11 protein-coding genes and 1 riboswitch are annotated in these 13,948 nt (G+C 38.5%); of the genes, 6 read left to right on the plus strand and 5 right to left on the minus strand.

Features of this window, described 5'->3' with window-relative positions; all coding sequences use genetic code 11:
• Positions 1–170 precede the first annotated feature (170 nt).
• A riboswitch (SAM riboswitch) is annotated at positions 171–269 on the plus strand.
• 93 nt (positions 270–362) lie between these two features.
• The 3 genes from ACZSMY_RS15470 to ACZSMY_RS15480 all read left to right on the plus strand — a co-directional run bounded on the left by ACZSMY_RS15470 (position 363) and on the right by ACZSMY_RS15480 (position 3,970).
• Positions 363–2,021, plus strand: coding sequence for an O-acetylhomoserine aminocarboxypropyltransferase/cysteine synthase family protein (locus ACZSMY_RS15470; RefSeq protein ID WP_042529319.1), 1,659 nt, complete (start codon positions 363–365; stop codon positions 2,019–2,021).
• 372 nt (positions 2,022–2,393) lie between these two features.
• Positions 2,394–3,293: an SGNH/GDSL hydrolase family protein gene (locus tag ACZSMY_RS15475; RefSeq protein WP_244882322.1), complete on the plus strand. Its 900-nt coding sequence runs from the start codon at positions 2,394–2,396 to the stop codon at positions 3,291–3,293.
• A gap of 17 nt (positions 3,294–3,310) precedes the next feature.
• Positions 3,311–3,970, plus strand: coding sequence for a YpmS family protein (locus ACZSMY_RS15480; protein WP_042529315.1), 660 nt, complete (start codon positions 3,311–3,313; stop codon positions 3,968–3,970).
• Between the two features lie 63 nt (positions 3,971–4,033).
• On the opposite strand, the gene ACZSMY_RS15485 is transcribed toward ACZSMY_RS15480, so the two are convergent.
• Positions 4,034–4,612, minus strand: a complete 579-nt coding sequence (locus ACZSMY_RS15485; protein WP_042529313.1) for a hypothetical protein — start codon at positions 4,610–4,612, stop codon at positions 4,034–4,036.
• Between the two features lie 689 nt (positions 4,613–5,301).
• On the opposite strand from ACZSMY_RS15485, the gene ACZSMY_RS15490 reads away from it, so the two are divergent.
• Positions 5,302–6,927 carry an ABC-F family ATP-binding cassette domain-containing protein gene (locus tag ACZSMY_RS15490; protein ID WP_332094094.1) on the plus strand — a complete coding sequence of 542 codons (1,626 nt, stop codon included), beginning with the start codon at positions 5,302–5,304 and terminating at the stop codon, positions 6,925–6,927.
• Between the two features lie 264 nt (positions 6,928–7,191).
• Here the strand turns inward: ACZSMY_RS15490 and ACZSMY_RS15495 are convergent, their stop codons facing one another.
• Positions 7,192–8,340, minus strand: a complete 1,149-nt coding sequence (locus ACZSMY_RS15495) for a DUF418 domain-containing protein (RefSeq protein WP_042529308.1) — start codon at positions 8,338–8,340, stop codon at positions 7,192–7,194.
• A gap of 205 nt (positions 8,341–8,545) precedes the next feature.
• Here ACZSMY_RS15495 and ACZSMY_RS15500 point away from each other — a divergent pair, with 205 nt between their 5' ends.
• Positions 8,546–9,133 (plus strand): TetR/AcrR family transcriptional regulator, encoded by a 588-nt coding sequence (locus ACZSMY_RS15500; protein ID WP_042529306.1) that lies wholly within the window; start codon positions 8,546–8,548, stop codon positions 9,131–9,133.
• A gap of 154 nt (positions 9,134–9,287) precedes the next feature.
• Here the strand turns inward: ACZSMY_RS15500 and ACZSMY_RS15505 are convergent, their stop codons facing one another.
• Together ACZSMY_RS15505 and ACZSMY_RS15510 are read right to left on the minus strand one after the other, a co-directional pair.
• On the minus strand, positions 9,288–10,238 hold the full coding sequence (locus tag ACZSMY_RS15505; protein ID WP_256705242.1) for an L-threonine 3-dehydrogenase: 951 nt from the start codon (positions 10,236–10,238) through the stop codon (positions 9,288–9,290).
• Positions 10,239–10,711: 473 nt separating this feature from the next.
• The gene (locus ACZSMY_RS15510; RefSeq protein ID WP_193064778.1) at positions 10,712–11,902 is read right to left on the minus strand and encodes a glycine C-acetyltransferase; all 1,191 of its coding nucleotides are present in this window, start codon (positions 11,900–11,902) and stop codon (positions 10,712–10,714) included.
• Between the two features lie 317 nt (positions 11,903–12,219).
• Here ACZSMY_RS15510 and ACZSMY_RS15515 point away from each other — a divergent pair, with 317 nt between their 5' ends.
• Positions 12,220–12,357, plus strand: a complete 138-nt coding sequence (locus ACZSMY_RS15515) for a hypothetical protein (RefSeq protein WP_175296993.1) — start codon at positions 12,220–12,222, stop codon at positions 12,355–12,357.
• A gap of 562 nt (positions 12,358–12,919) precedes the next feature.
• Here ACZSMY_RS15515 and ACZSMY_RS15520 read toward each other — a convergent pair.
• A complete protein-coding gene (locus ACZSMY_RS15520; protein WP_465147953.1) occupies positions 12,920–13,816 on the minus strand; it encodes a 3D domain-containing protein in 897 nt (298 codons plus the stop codon).
• Positions 13,817–13,948 lie beyond the last annotated feature (132 nt).

Here is a 13,948-nt window from a genome sequence, read left to right on the forward strand (position 1 = left end):
TCCAAAGGCCTTTAGGTCATACTTTTGTGATAATTCCTTCAGTAAGGATGAAAGAAATCCCCGCTGAAGGAAGATTCACTTTATTTCATCTATTAATCCCTAGTAAAACACTTGACTTTTAACCTGTAAAACTATATACTCGCAAGTAATTTCAAAATATTTAGCAGAATCTCTTATGAAGAGCGGCGGAGGGAATAGGCCCTGTGAAGCCCGGCAACTTGAACATTCAGGTGCTCCATCCTACAGATATATCATCTGAAAGATAAGAGAGGGTTCTAAGTCAGTTATCAGAGCTCTCTTCATTATAGAAGAGAGCTTTTTTCAGGTAAAAGAGTGTTTTCAATAAAAAGGGAGGAAATACAATGTCAAACTATCCAGTACAGCAAGACGAAACGATTTTGTTACACGGGGGGCAGGTTCCAGACCCGACAACCGGAGCACGTGCTGTTCCAATCTATCAAACAACCTCTTATGTTTTTCGTGATACAGAGCATGCACAAAACTTATTTGGATTAGCAGAGCCAGGTAATATCTATACTCGAATTATGAATCCGACGGTAGATACATTTGAGCAGCGGATTGCACAATTAGAAGACGGAGTCGGTGCTTTAGGTCTAGCTTCCGGGATGGCAGCTATTACGATGGCGATTTTAAATATCACCCGTGCCGGTGATGAGATTATCGCGGACAGCAATCTATATGGCGGGACGTATAACTTATTTGCCAACACGCTCCCCCGTTATGGAATCAATGTAAAATTTGTAGATGGAACTGACCCGGATGCTATTGAGGCTGCAATTACAGATAAAACAAAAGCAATTTTTGGAGAAATCATCACTAATCCAAGTTTATATGTTTTTGATGTCGAAACGGTGGCTGATATTGCTCATAATCATCGCATTCCTTTAATTATTGATAATACATTTGCCCCTTATTTTGCCAAGCCGTTAACCTGGGGTGCGGATATTGTGGTTCACTCCGCCACGAAATGGATTGGCGGACATGGCACAACCATCGGCGGTGTCGTTGTCGACAGCGGCAGATTTGATTGGAATAATGATAAATTCCCTGATTTTATCGAGCCGGATGAGAGCTATAATGGCTTAAAATATGCGGATTTAGGTCCTGCTGCATTCATTACCAAGCTGCGCGTCCAATTATTACGTGACATCGGACCTGCGCTTAGTCCGCAAAATGCCTTTTTATTACTGCAAGGCCTGGAAACTTTACACTTACGCATCAGGAAGCATAGCGAAAATGCAGAAAAAATAGCAGCTTACCTGGAAAATCACCCTGCTGTAGAATGGATCAACTACCCGGGGCTGGAATCACATCCCTCCCATCAGCTTGCTAAAAAATACTTAAAGGGCGGTTTTGGGTCAGTTATTACATTTGGTATTGAAGGCGGACGAGAAGCAGGCCGTACTCTAATCGATAATGTGCAGCTCTGGTCTCATGTCGCCAATGTGGGGGATGCCAAATCGCTTATTATCCACCCTGCTTCTACAACCCATCAGCAATTGACAGATGAGGACTTGGCAAAAAGCGGTACAACGGAAGAATTGGTCCGTTTATCCATTGGTTTAGAGTCATTTGACGATATTGTAGCTGACTTGGATCAAGCCATTGATAAAGCAACAGGAAAATCACAGGGCAATCAAAAATCAGCCGAGGAAATAGCAGTGCAAAATTTACTTCAATCCCCATTTGACCGCAGCGAAGGTGTCCGCAAAAAGCGGATTATTACTGTCGGCATCGCGGACGAAGAAATTGTTCCTCTCTATAAATTAGGCTATGAGGTAATTCCTGCGGCAGATATCGATGAAGTGACAACAGATATATTAACAGGAGCTGATGCAATATGGCTGCAGGAAGGTAAACAGACACCAGAAGAAAACGCAGCTTATCAGGGCACGATTTTATTCACAGCTTCTGCTCCTGAAGTATCATCTGAAGTGTTTATTCTTTCGACCGTTCAGCCGGCGCAATTTGCTCTTGAATTACGCAGCTCCGGACGTTAAATACAAAAATAACATCCTTCCCCGCCTTTCTTTTATAGAACATTTCCATGTTTTATTGTTAAGAAAGGCGGGTAATTTTATCATGGAGAAAAACAACACTCCCACTGATTGATGTTTCGTTTTATGTTATACTATAATGTGGTTACGTCTTCTAGCTTAAAAATTAGAAGGCGTTTTTCATTTAATCTGTTTAGTATTGATTATCCTTGATTAAAATAAGACTATAAGAAGACGCATATATTCTATGAAACTTTACCAATCCATTTTGCAAATACACATATAACAAATTTAATTTCCTTTTCGTATTCTTAGGTAATTTTATTTGTTCCAACATAAACTAGAAGAAAAGAACACGTAGGTGTGATGATGAAAATGACGAAAAAGAAATGGTTTATTCTCATTAGCTCCACTCTGATTACCGCTATTGCTGTTTTTGCAATTTTACAGCTGCCCTATTTTCAATTAAACTCGGAACAACGGGAAAAAGAAGAAGCATTAAGAGAACAAATTACGCCTGAAGAAACAGAAAATGAGGAAGAAACACCCGAAGAGAGCGAAGAGGTTATGGGGGACGTTGAAGAGCAGGAAAATACTCCAATCGCTGTCGACGAAGATTTAGAAAATACATTTGAATTTGCTTCGGAGGAAGATGTAGATATTGTGGCACTCGGAGACTCCCTGACGCAAGGGGTAGGGGACGATACAGATCAGGGAGGGTATGTCGGGATATTAGACAGAACACTCCAGGTTCTTGATACCAACGTTCATTTTCAAAATTTCGGAAAGCGCGGAAACCGAACGGACCAGCTGCTTCACCGTCTGGAGGAAGAACCTGCATTAGCTGAGGCTTTAGAAGAAGCAGATATGATTATCATAACCATCGGTGCGAATGATATTATGCAAGTACTGAAGGAAAATATCATGGATTTAGAGATCAGCTATTTCAATGAAGAACAAACATCCTATGAAGAACGATTACATGAGATATTTGATACGATCCGTTCCCTTAATGAGGATGCTTCTATTTATCTATTAGGTATATTTAATCCTTTTAAAAATTATTTTGAGGATATCCCGGAATTGGATCAAATCGTTCTGAATTGGAATGATATCGGAAGAGAAATTGTCAGCGAAAATGAAAACAGCACTTTTGTTCCAATTGATGATTTATTTGATGACGATGCTGCAGACTTATTTGCAGAAGATAATTTCCACCCTAATTATGACGGATATTATTTAATGGCTGAACGTATTCTGGAATATTTTAATTAAGTTGGGATGAAAACATAATGAGAATAAAGAACAGACAAATAAAAATCAATAATAAATGGAGGGCCGGGTTTTTCGGTCTCCTCATCTTTAACGGCCTTATCCTGCTGGTTCTGCTGGTACTTATTTTTTGGCCGGTTTCCAATAATGCATTCCCTCCAAATACCATGATAGACGAGCAGGAAAGCTCTGAGTTTTATATTCAGACAACCAAGCAAAACTTAAATAATCTAGTCAATGCTTATATTGAAAAATTACTGGAGGGAACAGAGCATCATTACCGTATTTTGCTTGAAGATGATGTGCATCTGATGGGAGAACTGCCTGTTTTCTCCTCTACGGTGCCTTTATCCGTCCGTTTTGAACCGATTGAACAGGCAAATGGGGACCTTATCCTACAGCAAAAGTCGATATCCGTTGGACTGTTAGAGCTGCCGAACAAAAAAATCATGGAATATATGGATCGCTTTTTGCCAATGCCTGAATGGGTAACTATTGATCCAGACAGCCAGGAAATTTATGTAGCTGTTACTGATATGGAATTACAGGGGAATTTCGATGTTGCTGTACACCATATGGACTTAGAAGCAAATAATATTACCATGAAACTTGTCGTCCCTTATGAAACTCTTGGCATTCAAGATGTCAGCATGGACGCGATGCAGGACTTGTTTGAATGAAACCCAAAAAAGCACAGCGCCTCCAGTGAGACGCTGTGCTTTTTAGATGCCTTATCATGACATTTATAAATTAGAAATATAAGATAATGATGGCTGTTCTGTCAGTGATAACGAATCTATGTCTTTATAATGTAATAATACCCCTTCATAGATAAGCTTTAAATTAGGAGCACTCCGAATATCCTCTGGTGTTGTAAAATAAGGATCTTTTGTCAGCGGAAGGCTCGTTACATTTTGTAAAATGGTTGCCACAAACTGTGAGCAAAAAAAGGCTGTCTGCCGTGTAATTTTTATTTTCATCATAACCCCGAACAGACCGATAAAATTATAACGGTATTTCTCTTTATCAATCTCTATATGCTGAATAAAGGTTTTAATATATTCATATTCTTTTTCAGTGACTTTAAGCTCGTAAATTTCACACCTGGACTGATTTAAGTACGGCGAGAAAATATCCTCCTTCACAAAGCCGCCGATAAATGGGTTATTAGGCTGTTTTCTCCCAAAGCTATAAACTTCTGTTAATTCTCTATCTAAAGCTATAGAAACATGGTTTAAAGGCTCATGGGTATACAGATGAATTAATCGTGACAGATAGCTTCCTGTATCGGTAAACAGCAAATAAACCGACTTGCTTTTCATCTACGTGTTCCCCCTCTTTGGACATACCCCTTTTTATTAATATATACAAAAGCTTTTTAATATACAACAGCTGATACAAAAAATTAGGTAAACTAGTAAACCTAACGTTTTTCAGCAAAATTGCTTTTTTCAAATCACTGCATCCTTCATTAATGAGGAAATGTCGTGTTCATTTTTTTCTCTTCTATATAAATTGTTCTTCTACCATTTATTTACGTATTACATTTAAAAAAAGTTTCATTGGCTGTTCTAAATCGGCATGATTTTTTCTTAATATGCTTTCGATACGCCTTGTACTTTTTCATCGCAGCATCAGATTCCTTTCGGTCGCTTGCTTTCATCTATCGATATTTCTTCAGCATGTTCTTATTTCCTAGTATATGAAAATAATCTGAATTGGCATCCCGCTTGTGTACCATTTTTTGCTGGCATTCACACCTCTTTGCTTCCCAACCCGGTTTTAGAGGATAATGAATAACATATTTCCTTAACTTACTTTGATGATACCTGTTATTTTACCTTCCTGTAATAACCCAGCGTCATATTTTTGACTAAGCCTTCCGGTCTATTTCTCTGCTCACCTTAAATTATAGGATACGACATCAATTATTTAACCGTCTTATCTTGCATTGTTATCTCAAATAACGTAAGCTTATTCTGATAACGATTTTTTGGAGGCAATATAAAATATGTTAACAGTAACTAATGTTAGTTTACGATATGGTGATAAGAAGCTTTTTGAAGATGTTAATTTAAAATTCACCCCTGGAAATTGCTATGGTGTGATTGGAGCAAATGGTGCAGGGAAATCTACTTTCCTGAAAATTCTCTCAGGTGAAATCGAGCCGCAATCCGGTAATGTATCACTGACACCCGGACAGCGTCTGACAGTTTTAAAACAGGATCACTATGCTTACGAAGAGCACCCTGTTTTAGAGACTGTCTTGATGGGCCATGAGCGTTTATATAATGTAAAGCAGGAGAAAGATGCAATTTATATGAAAGCAGACTTCAGCGAAGAAGATGGCATTCGTGCTGCTGAGCTGGAAGGTGAATTTGCAGAAATGAACGGATGGGAAGCAGAGTCCGATGCTGCCGTGCTTCTGAAAGGACTTGGTGTAGAAGAATCTGTTCATGATTTAAAAATGGCTGAGATTCCTGAAGAACAAAAGGTAAAAGTATTACTTGCGCAAGCCTTATTCGGCAATCCGGATATTCTTCTTCTGGATGAGCCGACAAACGGATTAGACATTCAGGCAATTCAATGGCTGGAAGAATTTTTGATTCAATTTGAAAATACGGTTATCGTTGTATCCCACGACCGTCACTTTTTAAATAAAGTATGTACGCAAATTGCAGATGTCGATTATGGGAAAATTCAACTTTACGTTGGAAACTATGATTTCTGGTACGAGTCCAGCCAGCTTGCATCCCGTATGGCTCAAGAATCTAATAAGAAAAAAGAAGAGAAAATTAAAGAGTTAAAAGAATTTATCGCCCGTTTTAGTGCGAACGCTTCGAAGTCGAAGCAGGCAACGTCACGTAAGAAAATGCTTGATAATATTACGCTGGACGATATTAAGCCGTCATCTAGAAAATATCCATATATCGCCTTTACCCCAGAGCGTGAAATTGGAAATGATTTATTACAAGTAAAAGATTTATCTAAAACGATTAATGGTGTGAAAGTACTGGATAAGATTAACTTCACACTAAATCCGAATGATAAAGTAGCGCTTGTTGGCAAGGATGATATTGCCAATACCACGCTATTGCAGATTATTGCCGGAGAATTAGAGCCGGACGAAGGTTCTTACAAATGGGGAATCACGACTTCCCAGTCCTATTTCCCGAAAGATAATTCCGAGTTCTTTGACGGTGTAAACTTATCGTTAGTGGATTGGCTGCGTCAATACTCTCCGGAGGACGAAACAGAAACATTTCTGCGCGGTTTCTTAGGTAGAATGTTATTTTCCGGAGAAGAAGCGAAGAAAAAAGCAAATGTACTGTCCGGAGGCGAAAAGGTCCGCTGTATGCTTTCTAAAATGATGCTTTCCGAAGCGAATGTGCTTATTTTGGATGAGCCGACAAACCACCTTGACCTTGAATCCATTCAAGCATTAAATAATGGGCTTGTTAAATTCAAAGGATCTCTTGTCTTTACATCACATGACCATGAATTTATCAACAGTATCGCAAATCGTATTATGGAGATTACTCCGAATGGCATCGTGGATAAAGAAATGGCTTATGATGAATATGTACAGGATAAAAAGCTGCAAAAGCAAGTGAATGAAATGTATAGAACGGCATAAATAGAAGCTTGTTATAAGAAACATTAGAAAAGAAACTGCTGCACAATCGATTACATGATTGTGCAGCAGTTTCTTTCTCTTTAGTACATATAAAAGCTGTTATTAGTAAATAACCTCTTATTTTAGAGTTAGAATTTATATATTTTTCCACTGCGTTATCCTAAGTAATTCAGGGAGTTAGCGCCCCTGCGTTTAAAGAGTCAACCCATTGCCTCATGTAAACTTTTAGTTATGCTTTGAAATTTGATTGTATAATGGATCACTTTATTTTTTAAATGGAGAATATGATAATTTTCTCCACAAGTATTCCAACGGACCTGTACCTAAATACTTCATAAAAAGTTCAGCAGTTATCATCATCACTATTGTAATAAGAATCCAATAAACAATTACAGTATAAGCGGAAGACACCGGAGCCACCCCTGCCCCCCAGCCATAAAAGATAATTGATGCCACTATATTTTGTAATATATAACAGCTTAATGCAGTTTTTCCTATAGATTCAAATCGATTAATCAGCCATGGAGCTATTTTTATTTTCAGTACCCAAGCGAATAAGCCAATATAGCCTAATGCCAAAATCGGAGCAAATACATACCGGGAGGCAATATCAAAATATCCGCCCGGTACTAACGTAAGTAAATTTAATGGTATTCCAATACCGAGACCATATATCATTAATTTTTTTCGGAGACGCTGCCCATTTTCGTTATTTGAAAATGCACCTGCACGAAATAACCGAATCCCTAAAATATACAAGGTGATATTCATAAAGATTATTAGAATAGCCTCTACCCTTAACCCCCAAAAGTCTCGGATTCTAAATTGTACTTGTTGCCAATAACTCTGATTGGAGTATAAATTACTTGTTTCTTGAGACATTCTCGCCATTTCATTTAGAAATGACGCTTCTTTTATTAAGAAGAACCATGCTATCGACAGCAGCATTACGCCCGTGAGATGAATAATTGCTGATACTATCATCGTTTTCTTCATCATTTCTTCACGATAACGAATAATGAAGGCAACGATCATTCCTGTAATTGCATAACTCATTAGAATGTCGTATTCAAACACAAAAATAAAATGTAATAAACCATCTAAAAACAGCAGAAACATCGTCCATAAATACAGGCGAATCCACGGAAGACCTTCTCTTGCAGCTTTACGATATTTCAACTCCAAACCAATTCCGAACATAATAGTCAATAAGCTTAAAAATTTACCATTAACAAATACAGATAGGAAAGCTTGCAGAAAAGACTCTAAGCTTTCCCACCAATTTGCATTTGAAAAAACAGTCATAATATTCCCCGGCTGAGCAAACAACCAGATATTCGTTCCTAACGTGCCGATAATCGCAAAGCCTCTTAACACATCTAATAATCTTATTCGATTTTCCTGCCCCTTCATCCCATCTGCCCCTTCGCTGTCTAAAGCTTTTTTGGTTGTTCTAAAATTCATTCCATCGTTTGACTTGAGTATTTAGCTAAGCAAACTTTTTTAGTTCAATTGAGCTAAAAAGATTTTATCATAGCTGCAAACGAACGCGCAATTTTAATAACTCAATTGAGCGAAAAAAATTTGTTTTTCTCTTTTTATCTGATACAATTATTCTATGCCAAAAAAAGTTGACCATAGCAAACGTCGGGAACAAATAGCAAAATCTACATGGGAAATTATATCTCAAAAGGGGATTGAACATGCAACGACACGAAAAATAGCAGAAGAAACCGGAATTTCTCAATCCACTCTCAGGTACTATTTTCCTACTCGTAAAGAACTTCTTAAATTTGCAATGGAATTATTAAAAGAAAACGTGGGGGTTAGGATTAAAAAAATTATGGAGAAAGATCTGCCAGTTTTAGAAAAATTGGTTCAGCTTCTTATGGAGATAACTCCTTATAATGACATTTCAAGAAAGGAAATGGAGGTTTGGTTTGCCTTTATTACTCATGGTCGAAAAGAGGATGGATTTGATCTCAATTACGATGATGTTTTAAAAGTTATTGAATTAGTTTTAACGACTTTAGAAGAAAATGACTTATTGAAAAAAAATATTTCTAGAGATATTGAATTAGAGAAATTGTATAGTTTACTCGATGGGCTGGCTATCCATGCATTATTTAATCCAGAACGCTATACCCCGTCTTACATCCGTAGTATTATTGAAAACCACCTTATGTCCATGGTCGTCATCGATTAACCTGGACATAAGGCGGTTTTTTTAATTATACTGAGATACTTCCTTTACAGCAGTCAAAAAATAGTAAAAAGGCTTCTGATATAAAAGAAGTAGTTTAAATGTTTGAAATATAAGTGCGTCTTTTTACTTGAAAGCCTGGAATCATTTTGTCCTGTTATGCACTATTCTTCTTTATTTTCTCACGAACTTTCTCCAGCATATCCACCGTCATTGCGTCCATATCATATGCTGCTTCAAAATCCCATTCTTCTTTCGCAGCATCTGCATTAATCGAATCCGGCCAGCTCTCTGCAATTCCTTGTCTGACCGGGTCTACCTGATAATCCATTGTAAAATCAGGAATGTGCTTGCGAATTGCTTCTTCAAAATGCTCCGGCGCAGCAGACATCGCAGTTATATTGAAGGCATTGCGATGCTTTAAGCGATCGGAATCTGCTTCCATCAGTTGAATAATTGCTTGTAAAGCATCTGGCATATACATCATATCCATACGCGTTCCTTTTTCTATATAAGAGGTATATGCTCCTGTCCGAAGTGCTTCATAATACACCTCCACCGCGTAGTCTGTCGTGCCGCCTCCTGGAGAAGTTACATAGGAAATTAAACCAGGAAAACGAACACCCCTGGTATCCACCCCAAATCTGGAATAATAGTAATCACAAAGAATTTCTCCTGCTACTTTATTCACCCCATACATCGTCGTCGGACGCTGCAGCGTATCCTGCGGGGTATTATTTTTCGGTGTACTTGGTCCAAAAGCTCCGATTGAGCTTGGTGTGAAAAATTTTAAATCTAATTCCTTCGCAGCTTCCAGTGCATTTACCAGTCCGCCCATATTAATTTCCCAGGCGACTTTTGGAAAAGCCTCTGCCTTCGCAGATAAAAGTGCAGCTAAATGAATAATCGTATCCACCTTGTATTTTTTGGAAATCTCGTAAATTTCCTTTTCCTTTGTCACATCGATTTCTTCAAATATTCCTGATGGCTGCTCCGGTCTCCGGATATCGGAAGCAATGACATTATCCTCGCCGTATGTACTACGAAGCTTCTCCGTTAATTCTGATCCGATTTGGCCTAATGCACCGGTCACTAAAATTTTTTTCATCTCGGAAAACCTCCATTGAGAGGATGTTCAAAAAAGCTGTTGGAAAGATGCTCCGCTCTTCTATCAACCTTTTGAACATGCGCTCTTATTTTTAAATATATAAATTGAAATAAATAGCTACCGCTACAACGGGTTTCATGGGGTGAGTAATCGCAACCCCAGAAAACACTACGCTTTCCGCGGGCCCCGAGCTCATCTCCTTTAAAGAAGACTTAGCGATTGGCAAGCCGTCAGGCGCAGACAGAGCTAAAGTCGCACTTATGCCCCGCGCCTTCCCACAACGGACAAGACGTCCTAGTGTCGGTCGTTGGTCACAGGACGTGACTGTTCTTAGTCGACCAGGAGTCTCCGTGTTTTTCTTCTGGGACTGGGACTGCGGTTACTCGCCCCACCAAAAACCGTCGCTAGTTACCGTTTTCAATCATTATTTCGTCATTTTATAAGAAAAATAAAGTGTAATTTATTACTTCAATTTATATAAGTTTTAATTCCTTACCGATTTTTTCATAAATGCCAATAGCTCGATCCAGCATTTCTTTCGTATGCGCAGCTGTCGGCATATTACGAACCCGCCCGGTCCCCCTCGGCACTGTCGGAAACACGATTGCTTTCGCATAAACGCCCTCTTCATACAGTCTTTTACTAAATGTCTGCGCTTGTTTTTCATCACCGATAATACAAGGTGTGATTGGTGTTTCGCTGTCGCCAATATCAAAACCAAGCTTTTTCAAGCCTTCTTTCAAGTAATTCCCATTCTCCCAGAGCTTTTCATTCAGTTCTGTACTCTCCATGAGCATTTCAATTGCTCTTGTGCTTGCAGCTGCATCTGCTGGAGATACCGCTGTAGAAAATAAGAATGGACGGGAACGGACTTTCAACCAATCGATTAATGATTGTTTCCCTGCAACATAACCGCCGATAACACCAATTGCTTTCGACAGCGTACCCATTTGAAAATCTACTTTATCCTGCAACCCAAAATGCTTTACTGTTCCTGCACCGTCACCAGTTACTCCTGAGCCATGCGCATCATCTACATAGGTAATCAAATCAAATTCTTCAGCGATTTCCACTATCTCCGGAAGCTTCGCGATATCTCCATCCATGGAGAATACGCCATCCGTAATTACCATCACTTTATTATATGTCCCTGATTCTGTCGCTTCCTTCGCTTTCGCACGTAAATCCGCCATATCTGAATGCTCAAATCGAATAATCTTCGCCTTCGATAAGCGACAGCCGTCAATAATAGAGGCGTGGTTTAAAGAATCCGATAGAATCGCATCATTTTTATCCATTACAGCCGAAATCGCTGCCATATTACAGTTAAATCCAGATTGATAAGCGATAGCTGCTTCTGTTCCTTTAAATGCAGCAATTCTCTTTTCCAATTCGATATGCAAGTCAAGCGTTCCATTAATCGTGCGGACAGCGCCAGCGCCGGCACCATGGGAATCCACAGCTTGCTTGGCTGCATCTTTTAATTCATGGTGCGTCGCAAGCCCTAAGTAATTATTAGAAGAAAGATTGATTAATGTTTCTCCTTTGATTGTAATTTCCGGGCCATTTGCACCTTCTACAGTATCAATTTCGTTATAGAGACCATTTTCCTTTAAATCATTTATATTTGATTCCAAAAAATGATCTAATTTTCGGCTTGTCATACCCTATTTTCCTCCTTTAAAGCATTGTAAAATGTAACTTTGCACCGCATGGGTCTGCGGACAACTCTTTGTCAAAAATGTAATCCCTTTCAAGTATAACATATAAATAACCCAATCCAGTTATTCACAGAATTAGCGAATATATATGAAAATTAATGTTTTTCCTGCTAGCCAATTTGACCATATTGTCCTATACTAAGAGAGTTGAATATTATTAAAAAGGATGTTCAAAAAGTCTCTTAAAAAATGATGCTTCGATAGAGTGAACTTTTTTTGAACACATACTTTAAATATATGATGGAGGGTTGAAAAGAAACATGCGAAAAGTTCTACTTACTTTGTTTATTTTTGTCATTGCTGCAGTAGGAGCTTTAGGCTATTCAAGTGCTCATAACGATAGTAATGAAGAAATTGAACAAAGCCCGGCTGCCACTTCTACCGAATTTCAGAATTAAAGAGGATATTCCAAGGATTTGATAAAGATAACACTGCCGGCTTTCTGGGGTGTAAAATATATCAGCAAATGTTTATTCGTCTTTTTAAAATGTAAAGAAAAAATCAGATGATCGTTGATAATAGATGAAACGCATGTATATCAGAAAAACTCTGCGTGATAACTACGAGATACGGACAGCTAAATATCATGACTTCATGGGGTCTCATGCTTATATAATCAAAAGTATGATGCCTTTTTTATGGCTTTTCACCAAAATCTATGGGTAACATAGTAGATATAAATTTGCTGTAAGCGGCCGCTACGGAAATACACTACGCTTTCCATGGGCTTGTCTTCAGCCTCCTCGAAAAAAGAAGACCACTTTTTCTGCGGGGTCTTCACACTGCGCATTCCCATAGGAGTCTACGTGTATTTCCTTCGCTTGGTAATTGCTATTATCATATTTAATTATATTTTCCAACCATAGATTTTGGTGTTGACCCTTTTTTATTATATTTATTTTCTCAACTAAAAAAAATAGCTTAAGAGTTTTATAGACTCTTAAGCTATTTTTATATGATTTATTCAACGATTGTTACGTTAACTTGTTGTCTTCCAAAGTTTACTGCTTCGTCTTGGGATGGTACGTGAAGGTCAATTTTGTTTCCATTGATTGCACCGCCAGTATCAGCAGCAGTTGCATAGCCATAACCTTCTACATAAACTTCACTTCCCAATGGAATAACATTTGGGTCTACTGCAATTACTTTCGCATTAGGATCTTGATTTAGATCTACACCAGTTGCAGTTACTCCGGAACATCCATTACAATCTGCTGTATATGCAGTCGCTTCTACAGAAATTGTTTCGCCTTGTGGAGAACCATTATCTGAAGATTGTTCTTCTGATTCAGAAGCAGCTGCTTCTTCATTAGAAGTTTGCTCTACAGCAGGTTCGCTTTCCTCTGCAGCCGGCTCTTCAGCTGCCTCTTCTTCTACTGCTGGCTCCTCAGCTGATTCTTCTGTTGCTTCTTCTTCTGCTGCAGGTTCCTCAGCTGGTTCTTCCTCTACTGCTGGTTGCTCTGCTACAGCTTCTTCAGCTGTTCCATTTATTGATAATTCATTACCGATTACGATAATATCAGATGAAAGGTTATTCCATTCTTTAATATCGCTGACAGATACATTGAATTCTTTAGCAATAGCTGAAAGGGTGTCCCCTTTTTCTACTGTGTATACTGTTTCTTCTCCATCTTCACCAGATTCACTTACCTTAATAACATCTTTCGGGTGAATTACCTCTGATTTAAGATCATTTATATCAAGTAAGTTTTGCACGCTTGTATCATATTGAGCTGCAATCTTCCATAAGCTCTCTCCTGATTCTACCTTGTGTTCATTTGCGTCAGCGGAAACTGTTGTTGCAGCTGTACCGGTTATAATAATTCCAGCAGATAATGCTGCTACGAGTTTTCTCATCTGATAACCTCCTTATGTTTTTTCACAATGACTATCCTATCACAGGAATCAGAAGAATACAGTTACAGAAGGGTTAAGTGTAAATTACAATGATTACATATGCCCTGTTTACTATTACATTTGTAACATATT

It is taken from the genome of Oceanobacillus sp. B139/18, from assembly GCF_055524595.1.

Bases quoted from the DNA above. Each gene is read 5' to 3' on its own strand.
- ACZSMY_RS15470 (WP_042529319.1), top strand. From the start codon at position 363: ATGTCAAACTATCCAGTACAGCAAGACGAAACGATTTTGTTACACGGG.
- ACZSMY_RS15475 (WP_244882322.1), top strand. From the start codon at position 2,394: ATGACGAAAAAGAAATGGTTTATTCTCATTAGCTCCACTCTGATTACC.
- ACZSMY_RS15480 (WP_042529315.1), top strand. From the start codon at position 3,311: ATGAGAATAAAGAACAGACAAATAAAAATCAATAATAAATGGAGGGCC.
- ACZSMY_RS15485 (WP_042529313.1), bottom strand. From the start codon at position 4,612: ATGAAAAGCAAGTCGGTTTATTTGCTGTTTACCGATACAGGAAGCTAT.
- ACZSMY_RS15490 (WP_332094094.1), top strand. From the start codon at position 5,302: ATGTTAACAGTAACTAATGTTAGTTTACGATATGGTGATAAGAAGCTT.
- ACZSMY_RS15495 (WP_042529308.1), bottom strand. From the start codon at position 8,340: ATGAAGGGGCAGGAAAATCGAATAAGATTATTAGATGTGTTAAGAGGC.
- ACZSMY_RS15500 (WP_042529306.1), top strand. From the start codon at position 8,546: ATGCCAAAAAAAGTTGACCATAGCAAACGTCGGGAACAAATAGCAAAA.
- ACZSMY_RS15505 (WP_256705242.1), bottom strand. From the start codon at position 10,238: ATGAAAAAAATTTTAGTGACCGGTGCATTAGGCCAAATCGGATCAGAA.
- ACZSMY_RS15510 (WP_193064778.1), bottom strand. From the start codon at position 11,902: ATGACAAGCCGAAAATTAGATCATTTTTTGGAATCAAATATAAATGAT.
- ACZSMY_RS15515 (WP_175296993.1), top strand. From the start codon at position 12,220: ATGCGAAAAGTTCTACTTACTTTGTTTATTTTTGTCATTGCTGCAGTA.
- ACZSMY_RS15520 (WP_465147953.1), bottom strand. From the start codon at position 13,816: ATGAGAAAACTCGTAGCAGCATTATCTGCTGGAATTATTATAACCGGT.